Raw genomic sequence first — 20374 nt, 5'->3', positions numbered from 1 at the left:
ATAGCGACCGTTTTTTTCCTTGAAGAGCCAATATTATTGTTGCAAGCTCATAGTTCATAGAAAGGTTCCTTTATTTTTGGTACGCTACCCTTAAATAATTTTAAGGGTGTAAATTATGATTAGTCATCTTAAGTGGATTAAATTATTTTGAATTTTTATGTGGCACGCCAGCCTATTTTGGATACCAACAAAAACCTATTCGCCTATGAATTATTGCTTCGCAATAGTTTAGAAAACTTTTTTCCAAAAAATATTAGTGAGGAAGAAGCCACTGCCAAAATAATTGACGGATTAGAATATAATTTGGGTTTAGAAAGTTTAACTCAAGGTTCATTGGCCTTTATCAACTTTACCCACGATTCGTTAATAAACGGTTATCCTTTGTTGCTAGACAAAGAGAAAATTGTAGTAGAGATACTAGAAACGGCTAAACCCACTAAAAAGCTCCTTGCAGCTTGTAAAGAGTTAAAAGAAAAGGGTTATACCATAGCCTTAGACGATTACGAGCATGGCTCGCCTTGGATGCATTTTTTCCCCTACGTAGACATTATAAAACTCGACTATTCTCTGACATCAGAACAGCAATTTCAGGAAATTAAATCAGCACTCATCTCTTTTCCCGATATAAAACTACTGGCTGAAAAAATCGAAACTTATGCTGAATTTGAACACGCCTTAGGTATTGGTTGTGAGTATTTTCAAGGTTATTTTTTTAGTCGACCTGAAGTCATTAAGACTGTCGCTTTTAATCCTTCGCAGGTTGCCGTTGTTAACTTGATGTCTGAAATCAATAAAGACGAGCTTGATATTAAAAAGATCACGTCCATTTTTGAAGATGAAGTTAATTTAGCGTTTAAGTTATTGCGCTACGTACAATCTCCTATTTTTAAGCGTAAAGCTGCCATAGAATCCATAAGACAAGCCATATTGGTCTTGGGACTTGAAGAATTAAGACGTTTTATTTGTTTGTTGTTTACAGCGCAATTTTCAATAGGTAAACCTAAAGAGCTGACTGCTATGTCCTTATCAAGAGGGCGCTTTTGTGAATTAATGGTGAAAGCAGCCATGCCCACTCAGTCTAAGTCTTCTGCGTTCTTAATTGGTTTATTGTCTTTAATCGATGCTATGGTTGATGGCGACATTCAAGAACTGATGGATAAATTGCCCTTACATCAAGAAATGAAAGACGCCATTGCTAATCGACGAGGTGAGTCGGCCAAATTTTTAAAATTATGTGAATTATTTGAAAAAGCAGACTGGCCAAATATTGAACTGTTTTGTCAGCAATTAGGGATTGAATCGGAACAGTCTGGTCTATTGTATCAAGAGGCTTTGAATTGGGCTGACCTTAGGATGTCTGCTATACATTGATTTTTGGTTTTGAGTTGCAGTCAAAAAGCTGAGTTTAAATATGTCAGCACTTTGACTATTTTAAGTAATAGCTTAAGCCGAAACCGTAGGGAAATAAGGGGTTGTAGTGCTTGTCCCCTTTATTGACTTTAGTTTGCGATAATGTTGGCCAACTGAAAGATAACTTGCCAGTGAAATCATAATCCCCAAATAATAGGTCGCTGACACCTTGGCCTTCTGAGCCAGGGAGCCATGCAGCTATAAATGCACTGGATGCAAGGAGTTCTTGTTCAATAATCAGTGGTCTTCCCGAAACTAGGATAGCGATAACGGGCACGCCTTTATTACTGATGTTTTTAATTGTTTGTAGATCTTCAGGATAAAGTTTATTGAGCTCTAAAGAATCACCGCTGGCTCGTAATACTTTTACTTGGCCATTGATTTGTGAACCGGCTTCGGTGATGATTTTATCATCACCTCGAATATCCCCCATGCCTTCTGCGTAAGGGGTTTCACCAATAACAACTACAGCAAGGTCATGTAATTCAGGTGAAGCTTCAAGGCCATCGCCATTTATGCTGAGTTCTGAACGAGTGGCCACCTTTTGAATGCCTTGCCAAATTGAGGTGCCTCCCACAATTTCTTCATTGCCAGACACTCCTTGCCAATTAACAGTAAAACCACCGCATTGATGACCAATATTATCTGCATTTTTTCCCGCTACTAAAATCCGCGCGTGTTTTTTTAGGGGGAGAATACTGTTACTGTTTTTTAATAAAACCAAAGATTTTCTAACTGCTTTGCGTGCGACTTGTCGATGTTCGTCGCAACCAAATGAAGGGTGATTTGACCATTTGCGTTTTGCAGGCCTAGGTTTGTCAAATAATCCAAAGGCATACTTTACCGATAAAATACGTCTGACAGCGTCATTAATTCGGCTAATAGACACTGTGCCAAGTTCAATATGGCTGAGTAAATTGTCGATGAAAAGTTGCCAATTTCTGGGTACCATAAACATGTCAATACCAGCATTGACCCCTTGTGCTACCGCCAAATAAAAGTCGTCTTCTAAATAATCAATGCCTTGCATATCAGAGATGACAATGCCATCAAATCCCATTTTTTGTTTCAGGATATCCACAAGTAAAAACTTATGAGCATGACACTTGTCGCCATTCCAGCTACTAAAAGACACCATTATACTTAGCACGCCGGCTTTAATTGCGGCTTTATATGGTTGAATATGGGTTGCTTGAAGTTCTTCCCAGCTAAGGATTGTATCGCCTTGGTCTACACCATATTGTGTGCCGCCATCACCTACCCAGTGTTTGGCGCAGGCTAAAATATTATCTTGTTTTAGTTTACCTTGTAGGGTTTCAATCATCTTTTGGGCATAAAGAGTGACTAAATTTGGATCTTCAGCATAACTTTCGTAACTGCGTCCCCAATGATAATCCCTAGCAACGGCTAGGTTGGGGGCAAATGCCCAATCAACGCCAGTGGCTAACACTTCTTTGCTAGTGACTTCAGCAATATGTTTGATGAGTTTAGGATCGTTCGCCGCTCCTAATCCGATATTATGAGGAAATATGGTTGCGCCTTTGACATTATTATTTCCATGGATCGCATCTAGCCCATAAATAATAGGAATACCTATATGCTGCGAGTCTTGGTGAGACGATGCCTGCCAATAAGCATCGTTCATTTCTACCCAACCTTTGGGGCTATTATCATCAGGGCATGAACCTGCACTACTTAAAATTGATCCTAAATGATAATGTTTTGCTTGTTCTGGAGAGCAGGTCATACGGTCTGCTTGGGTCATTTGACCGATTTTTTGTTCGAGTGTCATTTTGCTCAACAATTCGTCAACTTTTTGTTGTATCGATTTGTTTTGTAGTACTTTTTTCATTAATGATCTCAAACTCGCCATTGAGTTTTGTTATTGTAATAAAAGCAAATAATAGGAGAGTCTCGCACAAATCCTATTGTAACCCTAAGTAACCATATTTAAATGTGACTATTACACAATGCAAACACGGTAAAATGGACTGATTGCAGGGTAAAATGGATACCCTCAGCAACTTAAATTTCACTGTTAACAATAGCTTGGAAACAATTTAATCGCGCCCAAAAATCAAAGGGATAGTCTACTGCTGCATAGTTACTTTATTGAGTCACTAACTATCGGCGTTCTTTATTATCTATAATTGACATGTTTTTCAATTAACTAAGGGGAAAATTTCTATAAGCATCTGAAATTTAATTAAAAATTAAATGAGTCTTAATCACATTCCGTAACTATTGTTTTAAATGTAGCCACCAATTTTTAAGTTTCGAACCCCTAGTAAAGTGAACATTATTAGTGGTTTTTCCCCTTGTTTCTTTTTAATCGCAACAAGAGTCCGTTTTGGCTTTTTTAATTTGAGTTAAATTTTGAATGACTTAGTGTTTATGATTTAGCTGGCAACACTTTTCAACAAGGTCTTCAGTATGTATTACCATTCGATAAGAAAACTGCTTTTATGTTGCTTACTCACCCTTATCTTTGGACTGGTGTCAGGTTGCGGGAGAGAGTCAGCCGTAGTTGAAACGACTCAATTACAGGCCCCTGTACATGCAACAGATTTTGTTTTAGCCATAAATATAGGTGGAGAAGCTTATATAGGTAAAAATGGCGTGGTGTATCAAGCTGATAATTTGCTCTTGGATTTTGTAAAGGGCCAATCAAGCAATATACGCGGTAGTCAAGATAGCGAGTTATTTGAAAGCTACCGCCTTGGTAATGTGCAATTAAATTTACCCCTGAAAAACGGAATATATGATTTAACTTTTCAATTTGCTGAGCCACAAGACATTGCCATTGGCGCCAGAGTATTTGATGTGTCGGTTAACAATAAAATAGTGATCAGTGAGCTTGATGTGCGATTGGCCAGAGATGGCAAACACTTGTCATCATTGGTTCGTACAGTCAGCAATGTTGAGGTATCCGACGGAAGTTTAGATATTGCTTTGATCCCAAAGATAGGTGAGCCGGTTTTGCATGGATTAGTGGTCAGGCAAAAAACGCCAGATAAGCGTGATTGGCAAATTGTTTGGGCTGATGAGTTTGATTATCAAGGTGCACCAGACCCTCATAAATGGTCGTTTGATGAATGGCCAGCTAGGAAGGTGAATGACGAAGATCAAACATACACAGCACGAGCAAAAAATGCGCGAGTACAAAATGGCAAACTCATTATCGAAGCCCATAAGGAGCAGTTTCAAGGAGCTGAGTATAGCTCGGCCAGAATCCATTCTTTGGGTAAAGGTGATTTTTTATATGGCAAAGTGGATGTAAGAGCAAAACTTCCTGCAGGACAAGGGACGTGGGCGGCGATTTGGATGTTACCTAGTGATCCTTTTCGTTATGCTGCTAATTGCCAAGCCGGTAATGACTGGCAAGGCAATAATGACTGTGATGCTTGGCCAAATTCAGGTGAGATAGACATTATGGAACATGTCGGTTTTGACATGCAAAATGTACATGGTACGGTGCATAACAAGGCGTATTATTGGGTCAATTGGCAGCAGCGTAAGGCCAGTGTTGAAGGTGGCGACGTTGATGAGGCTTTCCACGTGTATTCTGTAGAATGGACTGCTGATGCTATTACTGTGCTATTTGACGGAAGTCCTTATTTTTATTATCAAAATGAAGGGAAGGGCTGGGAATCTTGGCCCTATGATCATCCTTACCATTTAATCTTAAACCTTGCTATTGGTGGCGGGTGGGGCAGAGCCGGTGGACCAATTGATGAAAGCATTTTCCCCGTAAAAATGGAAGTCGATTACGTGCGAATTTCCAAATTGCAGTAGCCGACATACATTAACCGAAAATTGTAAAAGCAAAGATACAATCTTTGCTTTTTTATTGTTAGATGATTTAAAAGAGAGTACACAAATGAGCGGTTTGGACCCAAAAAATAGTGCGGTAAGCGGAGAGTTTATTGATAGAGATGGAGAGCGCTATTACGCTATCCGCAATGTCGAAAAAATGCCGGCGTTTTTTATTAGTTTGGTGTCCGACAGTGATCACTGGTTGTTTATTGCCTCTAATGGTGGATTAACTGCAGGCAGAGTATCACCAGAAATCTCACTATTTCCTTATGTGCCTGTTGACCGTATTTATGAAAGTAATAGGCATACAGGCAGTAAAACCCTACTTAAGGTAACAAAGGGAAATAAAAGCTTTGGTTGGGAGCCTTATAATAAGGACTTTAACCATCAATACTGTATCAGCCAAAATCTCTATAAAAATACTTTAGGTGATAAAATTTGCTTTGAAGAAATTAATCACGACTTAGAGCTGGCTTTTTGTTATAGCTGGAAAACCAGTGATAAGTATGGCTTTTGTCGTCAGTGTGAATTGCGTAATTTGTCTGATGATCCTATCTCCATCAAGATGATTGATGGATTACAAAACATATTACCGGCTGGTACACCTCGTTTAACACAAAGTAGTTCGAGTAATTTAATTGATGCTTATAAATGGAATGAGTTAGAGCAGTCAACTGGTTTGGCTATGTTTACTGTGTATTCTGGGATCACTGACCGAGCGCAGCCTAGTGAGTCGCTTAAGGCAAATACAGTATTTAGTTTAGGCTTTGAAGCACCTCAGATTCTTTTAAGTAACACACAACTTGATAAATTCTGGGATGATAAAACTCTGCAAGAAGAGACCCATAAACGTGGGATCCGCGGGGCATATCTGCTAAATGTTGAATTTGAGTTGGCGGCAAATCAGTCAAAGCCTTGGCAAATTGTCGCGAATGTTGAACAAAGTCAGTCACAGGTTTGTGAAATGAGCCAAGGGCTTGAAAATCCTCAAAACATTGCCAATGATATTGAACACTCAATCAAGCAAGGCTCGGACGAATTAGCGCGGATCATGGCCGGTACTGATGGTTTTCAAGTGACCAATGAAGAAAGTGTCACTGTGCATCATTATGCTAATGCTTTGTTTAATACGTTAAGAGGTGGGGTATTTGATGATCATTTCAATATTAGCAAGACTGATTTTATTGGCACCTTAAAAACCTTTAATTTACCTTTGTATAAAAAACACCAAGAGGTGTTAGTTAAGTTCCCAGAAAAATTAGCGTTTAACCAGTTTACGCGCCTAACCCAAGCCATTAACGATCGACAAATTGATCGTTTAGTTGCGGAATATTTACCTGTTACTTTTGGCCGTCGCCATGGTGATCCTAGTCGTCCTTGGAATCAATTTGAAATAAAACTCAAAGATAGCAAGGGCAATAGATTGTTGTCTTATCAGGGGAATTGGCGTGACATTTTCCAAAACTGGGAAGCCTTATGTTTTAGTTACCCTGAATTTATTGAATCGGTGATAGCTAAGTTTGTGAATGCTTCCACTATTGATGGCTACAATCCATATCGTATTACCAAAGGAGGTATTGACTGGGAAGTTGAAGAGCCGGAAGACCCATGGAGTTTTATAGGTTACTGGGGCGATCACCAAATTATTTATTTGTTAAAAATGCTGGAGTTATCCGAAAAATTTCATCCTCAGAAGTTAACTAACTTATTACACCAAAGCATTTTCTGTTATGCCAATGTGCCTTATCGAATTAAGTCATTTGAAGCCATGTTAGAAAATGCCAAAAGTACTGTGGATTATGATGAGCAATCAGCTATGAAGATTGCACAAAAAGTACAAAGTGTAGGGGCCGATGGTAAGTTGATTTGGGATGATAACGGTGCTGTCTATCAAGTTAATTTGTTAGAAAAACTCTTGGTACCCTTGTTAGCTAAACTCGCTAACTTAGTGGTGGAGGGAGGGATTTGGTTAAACACGCAAAGGCCTGAATGGAATGATGCCAATAATGCATTGGTAGGCCATGGCGTCTCAGTTGTGACGCTCAATTATTTACGTCGTTATGTGCATTTTTTACAAAATTTATTAGCTAAGCAAGAAAAGGACGTAGAGCTTTCAGCGCAAGTGGCAATATGGTTGCAAGATACCGCACAAGTGCTGACTGAATTAACGCCTAAATTACACCATGCAGTGATGACAGATGAACTACGATTTGAGGTTTTGCAGGCTTTAGGACAAGCAGCCTGTAAATACCGCACTAGTGTTTATCAAAAAGAGTCTTTTAGCCATAAAGTAATGACTAAACTGCAGTCTATCCAAGGTTTGTTAGATAAAGCGTTAATCGTTATAGATCACAGCATAAATAAAAACAGTAAAGATGACGGTTTGTTTCATTCTTATAATTTGTTGTCTTTGGGAGATAACAAAGCGCAAATTAAACATCTTTACCCCATGTTAGAAGGGCAGGTAGCCGCTCTTAGTTCAAGTGCAATTAGCCCAGCTAAAGCTGCAGATGTGTTGGATGCGCTTTATAGCAGTGACATTTTTCGAGCTGATCTGAATACTTTTATGTTATATCCAGATAAAAACCAAATAGGCTTTTTAGCTAAAAATATTGTGCCTACAGAGCAGGTTCAGAAAATTCCAGCGTTAATGGAAATGCTCAAGGGTAAAGACCCTAGTATTATGACCCAAGATGTAAGAGGTAATTATCGCTTTAATGCCAGCCTTAAGAATAGCAGTGATTTATTGGCACAACTGAATGAACTTGTGCCGCAATACAGTGAACTGACGGCAATTACCATGGCTCAAATTAAGAGCCTCTATGAGCAGGTATTTAATCATCAAGCATTTACAGGACGCTCGGGCGGTATGTTTGGTTTTGAAGGACTTGGCTGTGTGTATTGGCATATGGTGTCTAAATTACTGCTGGCTGTTCAAGAACACTTTATTCAAGCACTAGATAATGACTCTGAACCGCAGTTAGTTAAACGTTTAGGTGATCTGTATTATCGAGTAAGGCAAGGCATAGGTTTTAATAAAACGCCACAAGAATACGGGGCGTTTCCATGTGATCCTTATTCTCACACCCCTAAACATGCAGGAGCGCAACAGCCTGGAATGACAGGCCAAGTTAAAGAGGAACTCCTGACGCGTTTTGGTGAATTAGGTATTAGCGTTACTCGCGGAGCAGTACGTTTTTCACCAAGACTATTGCGTAGGCAAGAATTTACCCAATTCTCAAGGAACTTCAGATATTTGGACCTATCTGAGCATTGGCAAGAGATAACCTTGCCCAGCCACAGCATCGCATTTACTTGGTGCCAAGTGCCTATTGTGTATCAGTTAACTGAAGGTGATTCGACTCTTACCATCACACTTGACAGCGGAAAACAGCTTAGCAGTAACGTTATTGGCCTAGAACCAAGTATTGCTAATGAATTGTTTACCCGTAGCGGAAAAGTTAAATCTGTAAATGTGTTGCTTAATACTAACCACCTTTTTGAATAATAGTAGACGTTAAACTTACTAAACATGGAAAGAGGTAAAATTATGTTTATATAAATAAGCCCGATGTTTTTAATAGTCGCATTAACTAAAATATCTTAATATACGTTTTTTTTAGAATAAACAAGATAACCTAGATATTGGTGATATGACTATGGATAAAAGTGAGTTAAGAAAGCTAGTTAAAAATGTGGGAGCTGTGTTTTTAGCAAGTATTTTATTCACTGCTTGTGGTGGTTCAAGTAAAAAAAATGAAGACGTCATTCCTCCTGTCGTTTTAACGCCTGAAAGGGACGGGCATTCTGTCGCCCGTATGTGGAATGAAGTGCTTTTAACTGCAATACGAAATGACTATGCTCGCCCTACTGTGCATGCTAGAAATTTGTTCCATATATCTTCTGCAATGTTTGATGCTTGGTCAGTTTATAATCCGCAAGCCCATGGTTTTTTATTTGGTAATGAAGTCGCTGGTTTTTCTTGTTCTGCCGATAGCATCAATTTGCCAGACGATGTTTTGCCCCATCAGGAGCTTGCAATTAGCCATGCCGCTTATCGCATTATTCAACATCGCTTTCAATTTTCACCAGGTTCATTTGAAATTATGGAAACCGCAGATGAATTGATGCAGAGCTTAGGCTTTAATATTGATGATGAGTCAGTAGATTATTCTCAAGGTTCAGCTGCTGCTTTGGGCAATTATATTGCGGATTGTTACATTCAATTTGGTTTGCAAGATGGTTCAAATGAAGAAAACTTCTATGCTAACACTAGTTATCAACCTGTTAATCCGCCGTTAGCATTGAGTGGTGGAGATCCCGGTAACCCGAACATTGTTGATTGGAATCGTTGGCAACCTTTAGCAATAAATGGTTTTGTTGATCAAGCCGGTAACCCTATCGATGATGCACCTAGCTTTTTAGGTCCTGAATGGGGAAGCGTTGTACCTTTTTCATTGTCAGATAATGATAAAACCGAGTTTACTCGTGATGGTTTTGATTACCAGGTATATCATGATCCGGGTATGCCCCCTTTGATTGAAGGTGAGTTGAGTGACGAATATAAATGGGGATTTTCACTCGTTGCGATTTGGTCGTCTCATTTGGATCAAAATGATGGTGTTCTATGGGATATCTCACCAAAGAGTATTGGTAATATCAGCTCCTTTCCCGATTCCTTTACTGAGTTTAATGAGTTTTATAAACAAATTGAGGGAGGAGACCCAAGTACGGGTTATGCTCTTAATCCCGTAACTGATCAGCCTTACGAAGAGCAATTAGTTCCCCGCGGAGATTATACTCGTGTTTTAGCTGAATTTTGGGCCGATGGTCCAGAGTCAGAAACCCCTCCGGGACACTGGTTTGTAATTTTAAATACGGTGAGTGACCATGAGTTATTAGAAAAACGTTGGGCTGGAAAAGGCGATACTTTAGGAGCCCTTGAATGGGATATTAAATCCTATTTTGCTATGGGTGGTACTATGCATGACTCTGCAATCGCTGCATGGGGAATAAAAGGGCGTTATGACTATATTCGCCCTGTATCCGCGATTCGTGCGATGGCAGAAGGACAGAGCAGCGATCCTGCATTAAGTTCTTATCATGTAAACGGTCTACCTTTAATTGAAAACTATATTGAAGTGGTCACAGAATCAGATCCATTAGCTGCTGGTAAGCCAGAAAATGTTGGAAAAATAAAAATGTATGCATGGAAAGGACCTGAGCATATTAGCAACCCTGTGTTTGCTCAGGCAGGAGTTGACTGGATATTGGCAGAAAAATGGTGGCCATATCAAAGACCTACTTTTGTGACCCCTCCTTTTGCAGGTTATGTTTCAGGGCATTCAACGTATTCTAGGGCGGCTGCAGAATTGATGACTGCTATGACTGGGTCGGCATACTTCCCTGGAGGAATGAGTGAGTTTGAAGTGAAAGCAAACGAATTCTTAGTGTTTGAACAAGGTCCTAGTGTGGATATGACCTTGCAATGGGCAACTTATCAGGATGCATCTGACCAGTGTAGCTTGTCGCGTATTTGGGGGGGCATCCATCCTCCTGCTGATGACATTCCCGGACGAAAAATAGGTGCAAAAATTGGCACAGATAGTTTCGAATTTGTGCAGTCTTTTTTTACGGAATAAGTGGTATTAAGTTGGCTTACTAGAAACTAGTAAGCCAACTGCCCCTAGTTTATTTTACCAATATAGCTTCTAGCTCTTCCAAAGACTTACCTTTAGTTTCAGGTAAAAACTTAAGAATTATCAACAGTCCTATAAAAGCAAATCCACCATAAATCGCAAAGGTATAGGTGGCGCCTAAATTTGCTAATTCCCATGGGAATACCAACTGTACCAAAAAGCTAACGCCCGAGTTAATTAATCCTACAAATGAAATGGCAATGCCGCGAATTCGGTTAGGAAATAATTCTGAAAACAGCACCCACATCACTGGACCAAGTGAGACTGCAAAACAAGCTACAAACCCCAATATACTCACCAGTATGACAGTACCATTCATTTGGATTGCCGCAGACACTAAGGTGGATTCAAATTGCACTGCTTGTGCTGTTCCCAACATATCTGTAATGGCTGATTTAAAGGCTAAATCACTGCTAAAGGTGGCGCCAATTATGGGGTGTAATGCTTGAATGTCGATTTCTGTTGATAAGTTAGTGATTGCTTGTGCGGTTAATGTGTAAGTGGCAGCATTGAACTGATACGCCAAGCTAAACATACAGAGGATTATCCCTGACACTCCCATGACTAATAGAGATTTTCTGCCTATTTTGTCAATTAATGCGATGGCAATTAGGGTAAATACTACGTTGGTTATACCTACTAATATGGCTTGCATAAAAGAAGCATCAGTTCCTAAACCTGTTTGCTCAAAAATCATGGGGGCATAAAAGAATACTGCATTAATACCGGTAATTTGCTGCAATATTGCAATGGAGATCCCCACTATCATAACTAGGCGCATAGAGGGCTTAAGTAAGTCCAAAAATGCACCTTTAGTTATATTTTGTTCAAGATTAATGTTGTTATTTATTTGCTGAATTTCTTGTTCAGCATTTTGCTCGCCTAATGCACGTTTTAGAATAATACTGGCTTCTTGAGCACGGCCTTTCATCATTAACCATCTTGGGCTTTCTGGCACTATGGAGAGGCACACAAAGTATAGCAGGGCAGGGATGGCTTCAATTCCTAACATCCAGCGCCAATTCCACTGATCAATACCTAAAGATTGCACCCATTGCGTATCAGAATCGCCAGCCTGTAAAATTAAATAGTTGGTAAAAAACGCCACAGAAATACCGAGTACAATGTTTAATTGGTTAAGGGAAACCATACGCCCGCGATATTTGGCTGGGCCAATTTCTGCGATGTACATAGGTGCAATAATCAGAGCTGCGCCTACGCCTAAACCTCCTAACATTCTAGCCAAAACCAGCATTAAAAAATTAGGGGCAAATGCGGATGCAATGGCTGATACAAAAAACAAAGCTGCCGCAATTTTTAAAACCACTTTTCTGCCAAACTTGTCACTAAGTGGACCGGCTGTAATCATGGCAAAGGTGGCAGTGAGGGATAACGAGGCGACTGCCCAACCTAATTGGATTTTTGTTAGATTAAATTCGGGTTCAATAAATTTGACCACACCTGAAATAACAGATGCATCAAACCCCATTAGGAACCCTCCCAATGCAACTATGATGGATACGTAAAATACGTAAATAATAGAGTGAGGCTGATCGGTTTTCATTCTTATGCCTTATATGAAACGCTAGGATAAACTTGGCTAGCAAAGCTAGACTATTCGTTTTAAAAAGACCGACTAATTCGATAAGAAGGTCTGAAACCGCGATAAGACGGATTGAGCCGCTAGCCCACAGTCAGCGCCAAGTGTAAACTAAACCTCGCAGTCATTGCCAACTTAGTTGGCTGTTAAGGAATTTAATGCCTCATACATTTTTTCAAGAAACATCTTCTGCTGATGGCCGTAGCCAAATTTATCAATTTGGCCTGTTACACCTTGGTTTTTGGACCTTTGTAAGCATCATTAGTTTTTTTTCGTTGACGCTTTGGTATGGGCCCTATGACTGGTTTCATATATTACATATATTCTTACAGGCTATTATTGGATTAGGGTTTACCCTGTTCCTCTATTGGGTTTTTATGCATATTTGGGATAAGCCATTTGTGCATAGAACCAGTATTGGTTTGTTGATGGTTTTTTTAGTGGCCTTTGTTTGGACGCTAGCCAGAATAGAATTGTTTATGTGGGTGACCGAAGCTGGCAGCAAGTGGAATGAATTTGGCGGTTGGCATTTTGCCAGTGTATTTATCTTTTTGTGTTGGTCTGGCTTATTTCATGGAATGCGTTACAACGACTTATTACAAACCGAACATCGGATTATGCTCAAAGCAGAAGCGGAAACCCGGGAAGAACAAATTAAACGTATGCGAGCGCAGTCAATTGCTAGAGACGCACAAATTAAAATGTTGCGTTACCAACTTAACCCTCACTTTTTATGTAACACCTTAAATGCCATTAATTCTTTAATAGAAGTCAACGAATCCGAAAAAGCGCAAGGGATGACGGTACAGCTAAGCCGTTTTTTAAGGCATTCATTAGACAATAACCCCGACACCAAAATTACCCTCGAAAATGAAGTGAACGCACTAAATTTATACTTGGAAATTGAAAAGACCCGATTCGGTGACCGACTCAGTTTAGATTTTCAGATAGAACAAGACGCTAAGTTAGCAACAGTCCCCAGTTTATTGCTGCAACCAATTATCGAAAACTCAATGAAACATGCCATTGCACAAAATGAATCTGGAGGGACGATCAGTCTACATGCCAAGGTGTTAAACAATAGATTGATTATTCAACTGAGTGACACAGGCAGTGGCAGCAAAGTCGCACACAGTAAAGTAGGCAGTACTAAGGGACGAGGTGTAGGTTTGCGCAACACCAATGATCGGTTGAAAGCATTATATGAACAAGATTTTTCAATTAACATCGATATACTGCCATCCGGTGGCCTGAATACTAAGATTGAGTTGCCTTGTGAATACTTAAGTAGTGACAATCACTTTGCTAAACCCAGCCGTCGTTAGTCATCAATAAAAGAGGAAAAACATGAATAAATTAAGGACCCTGATTGTTGATGATGAACCACTTGCATTAAAATTGCTTAGAGCCAAGTTAAATAAAGTACCTAATGTAGAAATTGTAGGTGAATGTAAGAATGGTCGAGAAGCCATAGCCGCGACATTAGAATTGGCACCAGATCTAATTTTTTTAGACATTCAAATGCCCGGATTAGATGGATTTGACGTGGTCAAAAGTTTACAAAGTGATATTTTACCGCTGATTGTTTTTACCACTGCCTATGAACAATATGCGTTGGATGCATTTGATGTACATGCGGTTGACTATATTTTAAAACCCATTGATGACGAACGAATTGCCCGTGCCGTCCAAAGAGCACAAGAACGTTTAGAAGGCGTTGATGGGCAAGATAATAAACCACGAATATTGGGGGCGATTAATAGTATTAATCAAAGGGATAATTCTCCACAGGTGGTAAATAAAAGGCTGCCAGGCTCATTGTCCACTGAAACTTTTGTGGATAAAAAAGTGGTTATTAAGGACCGAGATGAGATAACTATTTTAAAACAGTCAGAGATTGAATGGGTCGATGCAGCAGGAGATTATGTGTGTTTACATGCCGAAGGACAAACCCATATTAAACGCAGCACATTGAAGGAATTATTGACTGAGTTGGATGAAAATATATTTAAGCGGGTACATCGCTCCACCATAGTTAATTTGAATTTTATTGATAAAGTCATCCCACATACTAAAGGTGAGTTTTTTTTATTACTTGGCGAGTTTGAAAGAATAAAAGTCAGTCGCAATTACAAAGATGCAATTAAGCATTTTTTATTGGGGGAGTAGGGCTTAATACTTAAAATAACTGGACTCTATACTAGTTGTATTTTACGTTTGGTAGTTTTTACATCACCGTTTAAGTTCACCAGATAATGGTTCAAAAAAACATGGAAGGAGTATTCATTGTTTAACTCGATACATCATGTCGCGATTATTTGTTCTGATTATGAGAAATCTAAACAATTTTATACATCAATACTTGGCTTAACTGTGATTGCTGAGAATTATAGAAAAACAAGAGATTCTTATAAGCTGGATCTTAAACTGCCAAATGGTGGTCAAATAGAATTGTTTTCTTTTCCTAATCCTCCACAAAGGCCCAACTCACCGGAAGCTTTAGGTTTAAGACATTTAGCCTTTAATGTCTCTTCAGTTGAAGAAACGTGCGATTATTTGGTAGCTAAAGGTATTGAAGTAGAAGACATAAGAGTGGATGAATTCACTAGCAAAAAGTATACTTTTTTTAAGGATCCTGATGGACTTCCTTTAGAAATTTACCAACAATTTGGCGTTTAAAAGTATGTTAAACGCCAGTTATTGTATCGCACCATAATTAACAGAAACGCAGCGTTATCAAATAACAATAATGCTGCGTATCAGTCGATACAATATTTAACCTTTACCTTTACCTTTACCTTTACCTTTATTGGGTTTAGCTGACCGTGTTTTCGACTTTTTAGCTTGATAGGGCGACGACTTGTCGTGACTGATTTTTATCGCGCTGGCCTTATTACTGCGACTATTCCGAGTGTTTTTTGCCACACTTTTTAATAAGCTAATGCGATTGCTTACTTCAAACCCTGCTTTTACGATTCGTTTGATTTTACTACCGATCAGCTTTTCTATTCGTGCAACTGTGTTTTCTTCTTCACGGCTAACGAATGATATGGCGTAACCTTCTTTTCCTGCACGGCCAGTTCGACCAATACGGTGAACATAGTCTTCAGGTAAATAAGGCAGGTTGTAATTGACCACATAATCCAAACCTTGAATATCAAGGCCTCTAGCGGCTACTTCTGTGGCTATTAATACTTGTAGTTTGGCTGATTTAAAATCGGCAATGGCTCGTCGGCGAGCACCTTGACTTTTATCTGCGTGGCATACTGCAGCGTCAATTTTACTGCGTTTTAACGCTGCCATTAATTCATCGGCTTGTTGTTTGGTACTGGTGAATACTAAAACCTGAAACCAGTTTTGCTCTTTTAACAAGGCTTTAAATAAATCAATTTTTCGCGACTCTTCTACAGGATACATAACATGTGATACTGTTTCAGCCGTGGCATTAATTTTGGTCACTCTTAACACTTGATGATTATTCAACAACTTATGAGACAACTCATTTACGGCTGGCGATGAAGTGGCAGAAAACAATAAGGTTTGACGTTTCTTAGCTGTGTACTTCAATATATTTTGTACATCTGTGACAAAACCCATATCTAACATACGGTCGGCTTCATCGAGTACCACAAACTCAGCGTTGGCTAAATTAACATTGCTAAGTTCTAAATGTTCAATTAAACGCCCAGGCGTTGAAATCAAAATATCGACACCATCTTTAAGTTTATTCGTTTGTCCCCCCATTTTTACGCCGCCATAAAGCGCTGTCAGCTTTACAGGTAAAAATTGTGCATAGGCACCTATAGTGTTGGCAAGCTGCTCCGCTAACTCTCTGGTTGGCGTGAGTATTAGTGCTCGTGGGCTACCTGATAAGGTCGCTTTTGGCTTATCTAACATTTGCTGCAAGATAGGTAAGGCAAAAGCTGCTGTTTTGCCCGTGCCTGTTTGGGCGTTAACTAATAAGTCTTTACCTCTTCGAGCGGGGACGATAGCTTGTTCTTGAACAGGCGTCATTTCAGTATAACCGCAGACGTCGAGAGCCTGCTGGATTTCAGTGGCTAAACCTAAATTTGAAAATTTCATAGTGATACTGATCCTAAGAAAGGGCAAGGGCAAAAAACGAGGACGGAATATACAGCATTTTCAGATTATTTGTGGTTTTTATAAGCGTAAACTGTGTTCTTTTATGTTTGATAACACATTCGATGACTTTGACAGAAAGTAAAAAGCCGTTAGCATGATAATCATACTAAACGGCCCAGGGAGGTGGCAGTTCACTACGCTGCCATTACTAAGTCGTCAAATTAGGATAAAAAGTTCAATAAGTACAAAAATAAAATAATTTTTAGTCTAAGTATACTAATAATAATCAAATAAATAGAGGTAAATATATGAAAAAGTGGTGCATAGGTATAAGTTTGTTATTGTTGACGGTTGCATGCGATAAAAATGAAGTGGGCGATATTTCATTAGGGGTTTTTACTACTCAGGATATTAAGTTAAATACTTTGGTTGACCCTATAGTCACAGGGGTAACCTGTCATGTAGCGAGTATTGAAGCTGACCTAAGTTTGTCAGACCCTTCTGATAGTTCAATCGCCTGCAGGCAAACAGGCGAGATCACTGCCCCTATGATTGCTGCTATAGATAAGTCTAAATCAGGTGAGGTGGTATTTAAAAAATCAAAAAGTATCTTTTTTAAAACTATGAAAATCCGCCGTGTATTTGATGAGCAAAGTCAAACTTTGATGTATGTATCCTATTCTACAAAAGAAACATCAGGTAGTTTTAAGCATAGTCTTTCAACAGTGCCGTTGTGGGGGACCAAAGCCTATCAATCCCCTATGAAACCGAGTGTGTGAATTTAAGAATAATGGATAAACTCAAATTAGTTGCTTTGTCTGGCAGCTTGCGTAATTTGTCTTATAATCACGCCGCTTTGCAAGCATTAAAGAATTTGTCTGTGAAGGTAGCTGATATTGATATTCTAACTTTGGGAAATGTACCGATTTTTAACCCTGACAGAGAGCAAGATGCAATACCAGCGGTGAAATCATTAAAATCCCATTTGAATGCAGCTAATGGTCTTATCATTTCTAGCCCTGAATACGCCCATGAGATCAGTGGTGTGATGAAAAATACTCTTGATTGGTTGGTCAGTGGGGAAGAGTTTGTGAATATGCCCATAATGCTTATCAATACTTCGCCTAGAGCTACCCACGCTCAACAGATGTTAAGAGAGGTAATTGTTACTATGTCTGGGAACATTATTGAAAAATCCTATGTGGCTATTCCACTGCTTGGTACTAGTTTGGACGTGCAAGGGATTATGACTGATAGCCAATTATCAGGTTTACTTAAAACTGGTTTAGATGAATTTTGTATAGCAATTAACGATCTTTTACGCTGTGATAGCCCTCAACCCCTAATCTCTAATTAATATATTAGTTGCGACTTTAGGTTACTTAATTGCTATGTATACACAATGTTATTGTTGTATTGATACTTTTTTACGTTGTTATGTTTATTGATTTTATAGATTACAGAGTACACCACAATGCGCTTATTATTTTTGATTCTATTAGCTGGTACCGTGATGGGGTTTACTGTGCGGGCAAATGATCTAAACAACGCAGTTGATGATATGCTTAAAGGTTCCATTCCTGTAATACACACAGCTGAATTAGACTCCCTATTAACCAAAAGTAATAAATTAGTATTATTTGATGCCCGTGAGAAAGCTGAATATGAACTCAGTCATTTACCTAGTGCTCAATGGATTGGGTATGATGATTTTTCTCTAAAATCTGTCGCCAATATTAGCAAAGACCAAACAATAGTGGTGTATTGTTCCATCGGGGTGCGTAGCGAACGTATAGCCGAAAAACTCAAATCAAATGGGTTTAAAAATGTTTTGAATTTATATGGTGGGATCTTTGCCTGGGCAAATGAAAGCAGAATACTGTTAGATGAAAATCAATTGTCTACACAAAGTGTACATGGCTATAACAAAAAGTGGGCTCAGTTACTGGAACCACATGTACATAGCCCTCAAGCACAATAGCCAACTATTTAAGTCAAATGTTTTTTAAGTTAAGCATTTTTCCGCTTACTTCATGCTCAAACCAATAAATGCAATTTTATTGAACCCAAAGCTGAATAGTCACGTCCTTTAATTATGAAGCGAAATAGTGAACACATTTTAACTGAATGGTTAGTGGTAAATTGCCAATTAGGTGATGCCGACGCCTTGCAACAGCTGATGAAAATTTGGTATCCCAAGTTATTGCGTTATGCCCATAGGCAATTGGCCGACCAGCAAAAAGCCCAGGATGCGGTACAAAACACCTTGGAAGTGGTCGCAAAATCCATAAGTAAAATTAAAGATCCAGGTTCGTTTGCAAAGTGGGTTTATCAAATTCTACAAAATAAAGGGGTGGATATTCTTCGGCAAAAACATAGGCAAGACAGACTATGTGAAGAGTATGTTCAGTTTCAGGAGGGACAAGCTATAGAGCATTCAACCTTAGCCAAAGAAGCTGAATATGTTGAGTTTGAACAAATGTTGAGTGGCTTGCAGCCCCAGCTTTACCAGCTGGTGCATCTGCATTATCTCGAAGGTTTCAGCATGCTTGAAATAAGCGAATTGTTAGTTATCCCAGCAGGAACCATAAAGTCACGCCTACACCAAGCAAGAAAATTAATACAAATTAATCTACAAAACAGTCAAAGTGGAGAAATACAATGAAAAATATCAATCAAAAAATCCTTGATGCATTAAAAGATGATAAAGCTGCCCACGAGTTTTCAGAGGAACAGGCCAATGCATTACAATTAATTGGGCAAAGTTTTAAAGGTACATTTCGATTAACTTTTTATGTAGTTTTGACTATTCAATTAGTATTTGCGGGACTGGCCATTTATTGTGCTTATCATTTGGTGAATGAGATGGATATTGCGTTAAAATTAAATTGGCTAGCAGGTACCTTGTCAGCGGTTGTTGCTTTTGCCATAGCACGTTTATGGTTTTTTATGGAGTTAAACCGTTTGTCTGTAATACGAGAGATTAAACGAGTCGAATTGCAAGTTTCGTTGTTAGCTGAGACGTATCAAAAGTAATATAGCGTGACTTTATTGCTGCAATAGGAAAAGTAATTGAATTATAAAGAGGTACTCCACTTTTGGGTTGAAGAAATTGAGTCATCAAAGTGGTGGTCAAAAGACAGTCAATTCGATGGGATGATTACTCAACGTTTTGCAGCCATGCACCGAGCCGCAAATGCTTGTGAATTATTTAATTGGCGTAAAACGCCACAAGGACGTTTGGCTGAAATCATCATTCTGGATCAGTTTTCCCGTAATATATTTCGTGACAATGCCTTGTCATTTGCTTCGGACCCCTTAGCGTTAGCATTGGCGCAGGAGGCAATCTCTATTGGCGCAGACATTGAATTAAATCAAAGTCATCGCAGCTTTTTGTATATGCCATTTATGCACAGTGAGTCGTTAATTATTCATGATGTGGCTGTTGAGTTATATACTAAAAATGCATCGCAATATTCTTTAGATTTTGAATTGAAACATCGAGATATTATTAAAAAATTTGGACGTTATCCTCATCGGAATTCAATTCTGGGTCGAACCTCAACACAGGTTGAACTGGAATTTTTAACACAAGCCAATTCTTCGTTTTAGGGGGATTGGAGCTCAAAACGCTCGCTGCACCTTTAAAGAACACGGTGCGATTTAGTCGCTAATTGAGTACTTGTATTTTAACTAACCCTTAATCTATTGAAAATTTATCACAACCAACAGGCTTGTGATAAAGTTAAAGAAATCAATTATCTAG

The 20374-nt window shown here is 39.0% G+C and carries 16 protein-coding genes; 13 read left to right on the top strand and 3 right to left on the bottom strand.

Annotated elements, in window-relative coordinates; translation table 11 throughout:
• Nucleotides 1-147 precede the first annotated feature (147 nt).
• Nucleotides 148-1371, top strand: coding sequence for an EAL domain-containing protein (locus AAC000_RS17025; RefSeq protein ID WP_339724326.1), 1224 nt, complete (start codon nucleotides 148-150; stop codon nucleotides 1369-1371).
• A gap of 55 nt (nucleotides 1372-1426) precedes the next feature.
• Here the strand turns inward: AAC000_RS17025 and AAC000_RS17020 are convergent, their stop codons facing one another.
• Nucleotides 1427-3262, bottom strand: coding sequence for a glycoside hydrolase family 3 protein (locus AAC000_RS17020; RefSeq protein WP_339724325.1), 1836 nt, complete (start codon nucleotides 3260-3262; stop codon nucleotides 1427-1429).
• Between the two features lie 581 nt (nucleotides 3263-3843).
• Here AAC000_RS17020 and AAC000_RS17015 point away from each other — a divergent pair.
• The 3 genes from AAC000_RS17015 to AAC000_RS17005 all read left to right on the top strand — a co-directional run bounded on the left by AAC000_RS17015 (nucleotide 3844) and on the right by AAC000_RS17005 (nucleotide 10868).
• Nucleotides 3844-5205 (top strand): family 16 glycosylhydrolase, encoded by a 1362-nt coding sequence (locus AAC000_RS17015; RefSeq protein ID WP_339724324.1) that lies wholly within the window; start codon nucleotides 3844-3846, stop codon nucleotides 5203-5205.
• 85 nt (nucleotides 5206-5290) lie between these two features.
• Nucleotides 5291-8734 (top strand): hypothetical protein, encoded by a 3444-nt coding sequence (locus AAC000_RS17010; protein ID WP_339724322.1) that lies wholly within the window; start codon nucleotides 5291-5293, stop codon nucleotides 8732-8734.
• 151 nt (nucleotides 8735-8885) lie between these two features.
• Entirely contained in the window at nucleotides 8886-10868 is a 1983-nt protein-coding gene (locus AAC000_RS17005) for a vanadium-dependent haloperoxidase (protein WP_339724321.1), read from the top strand.
• A gap of 49 nt (nucleotides 10869-10917) precedes the next feature.
• Here AAC000_RS17005 and AAC000_RS17000 read toward each other — a convergent pair whose 3' ends face one another.
• Nucleotides 10918-12489, bottom strand: coding sequence for a sugar porter family MFS transporter (locus tag AAC000_RS17000; protein WP_339724320.1), 1572 nt, complete (start codon nucleotides 12487-12489; stop codon nucleotides 10918-10920).
• 194 nt (nucleotides 12490-12683) lie between these two features.
• On the opposite strand from AAC000_RS17000, the gene AAC000_RS16995 reads away from it, so the two are divergent.
• From AAC000_RS16995 to AAC000_RS16985, 3 genes are all read left to right on the top strand, one after another.
• Entirely contained in the window at nucleotides 12684-13850 is a 1167-nt protein-coding gene (locus AAC000_RS16995) for a histidine kinase (protein WP_339724319.1), read from the top strand.
• Nucleotides 13851-13872: 22 nt separating this feature from the next.
• Nucleotides 13873-14694, top strand: a complete 822-nt coding sequence (locus AAC000_RS16990; protein WP_339724318.1) for a LytTR family DNA-binding domain-containing protein — start codon at nucleotides 13873-13875, stop codon at nucleotides 14692-14694.
• A gap of 117 nt (nucleotides 14695-14811) precedes the next feature.
• Entirely contained in the window at nucleotides 14812-15204 is a 393-nt protein-coding gene (locus AAC000_RS16985; protein ID WP_339724316.1) for a VOC family protein, read from the top strand.
• A gap of 96 nt (nucleotides 15205-15300) precedes the next feature.
• On the opposite strand, the gene AAC000_RS16980 is transcribed toward AAC000_RS16985, so the two are convergent.
• Nucleotides 15301-16608: a DEAD/DEAH box helicase gene (locus AAC000_RS16980; protein WP_339724314.1), complete on the bottom strand. Its 1308-nt coding sequence runs from the start codon at nucleotides 16606-16608 to the stop codon at nucleotides 15301-15303.
• Nucleotides 16609-16916: 308 nt separating this feature from the next.
• Between AAC000_RS16980 and AAC000_RS16975 the strand changes: the two genes are divergently transcribed.
• From AAC000_RS16975 to AAC000_RS16950, 6 genes are all read left to right on the top strand, one after another.
• Nucleotides 16917-17387 (top strand): CreA family protein, encoded by a 471-nt coding sequence (locus tag AAC000_RS16975; protein ID WP_339724312.1) that lies wholly within the window; start codon nucleotides 16917-16919, stop codon nucleotides 17385-17387.
• 11 nt (nucleotides 17388-17398) lie between these two features.
• The gene (locus tag AAC000_RS16970; protein ID WP_339724310.1) at nucleotides 17399-17965 is read left to right on the top strand and encodes an NADPH-dependent FMN reductase; all 567 of its coding nucleotides are present in this window, start codon (nucleotides 17399-17401) and stop codon (nucleotides 17963-17965) included.
• A 117-nt stretch (nucleotides 17966-18082) separates the two neighbouring features.
• The gene (locus AAC000_RS16965; protein WP_339724308.1) at nucleotides 18083-18589 is read left to right on the top strand and encodes a rhodanese-like domain-containing protein; all 507 of its coding nucleotides are present in this window, start codon (nucleotides 18083-18085) and stop codon (nucleotides 18587-18589) included.
• A 114-nt stretch (nucleotides 18590-18703) separates the two neighbouring features.
• A complete protein-coding gene (locus tag AAC000_RS16960; protein ID WP_339724306.1) occupies nucleotides 18704-19273 on the top strand; it encodes an RNA polymerase sigma factor in 570 nt (189 codons plus the stop codon).
• On the top strand, nucleotides 19270-19644 hold the full coding sequence (locus tag AAC000_RS16955) for a DUF6768 family protein (protein WP_339724304.1): 375 nt from the start codon (nucleotides 19270-19272) through the stop codon (nucleotides 19642-19644). The genes AAC000_RS16960 and AAC000_RS16955 overlap by 4 nt, the downstream gene beginning before the upstream one ends.
• A 36-nt stretch (nucleotides 19645-19680) precedes the next feature.
• A complete protein-coding gene (locus AAC000_RS16950; RefSeq protein WP_339724302.1) occupies nucleotides 19681-20220 on the top strand; it encodes a DUF924 family protein in 540 nt (179 codons plus the stop codon).
• The last annotated feature ends 154 nt before the right edge of the window (nucleotides 20221-20374 follow it).

The organism is uncultured Paraglaciecola sp., from assembly GCF_963977085.1.
In the GTDB taxonomy this organism is placed as follows: Bacteria; Pseudomonadota; Gammaproteobacteria; order Enterobacterales; family Alteromonadaceae; genus Paraglaciecola.
This window is presented reverse-complemented; position numbering and strand designations above follow the sequence as displayed.

Excerpts from the sequence above, each read along its gene's own strand:
- AAC000_RS16965 (WP_339724308.1), top strand. The coding sequence starts at position 18,083 with ATGCGCTTATTATTTTTGATTCTATTAGCTGGTACCGTGATGGGGTTT.
- AAC000_RS17005 (WP_339724321.1), top strand. The coding sequence starts at position 8,886 with ATGGATAAAAGTGAGTTAAGAAAGCTAGTTAAAAATGTGGGAGCTGTG.
- AAC000_RS16980 (WP_339724314.1), bottom strand. The coding sequence starts at position 16,608 with ATGAAATTTTCAAATTTAGGTTTAGCCACTGAAATCCAGCAGGCTCTC.
- AAC000_RS17000 (WP_339724320.1), bottom strand. The coding sequence starts at position 12,489 with ATGAAAACCGATCAGCCTCACTCTATTATTTACGTATTTTACGTATCC.
- AAC000_RS16960 (WP_339724306.1), top strand. The coding sequence starts at position 18,704 with ATGAAGCGAAATAGTGAACACATTTTAACTGAATGGTTAGTGGTAAAT.
- AAC000_RS16955 (WP_339724304.1), top strand. The coding sequence starts at position 19,270 with ATGAAAAATATCAATCAAAAAATCCTTGATGCATTAAAAGATGATAAA.
- AAC000_RS17020 (WP_339724325.1), bottom strand. The coding sequence starts at position 3,262 with ATGAAAAAAGTACTACAAAACAAATCGATACAACAAAAAGTTGACGAA.
- AAC000_RS16990 (WP_339724318.1), top strand. The coding sequence starts at position 13,873 with ATGAATAAATTAAGGACCCTGATTGTTGATGATGAACCACTTGCATTA.
- AAC000_RS17015 (WP_339724324.1), top strand. The coding sequence starts at position 3,844 with ATGTATTACCATTCGATAAGAAAACTGCTTTTATGTTGCTTACTCACC.
- AAC000_RS17010 (WP_339724322.1), top strand. The coding sequence starts at position 5,291 with ATGAGCGGTTTGGACCCAAAAAATAGTGCGGTAAGCGGAGAGTTTATT.
- AAC000_RS16995 (WP_339724319.1), top strand. The coding sequence starts at position 12,684 with ATGCCTCATACATTTTTTCAAGAAACATCTTCTGCTGATGGCCGTAGC.
- AAC000_RS16975 (WP_339724312.1), top strand. The coding sequence starts at position 16,917 with ATGAAAAAGTGGTGCATAGGTATAAGTTTGTTATTGTTGACGGTTGCA.
- AAC000_RS16970 (WP_339724310.1), top strand. The coding sequence starts at position 17,399 with ATGGATAAACTCAAATTAGTTGCTTTGTCTGGCAGCTTGCGTAATTTG.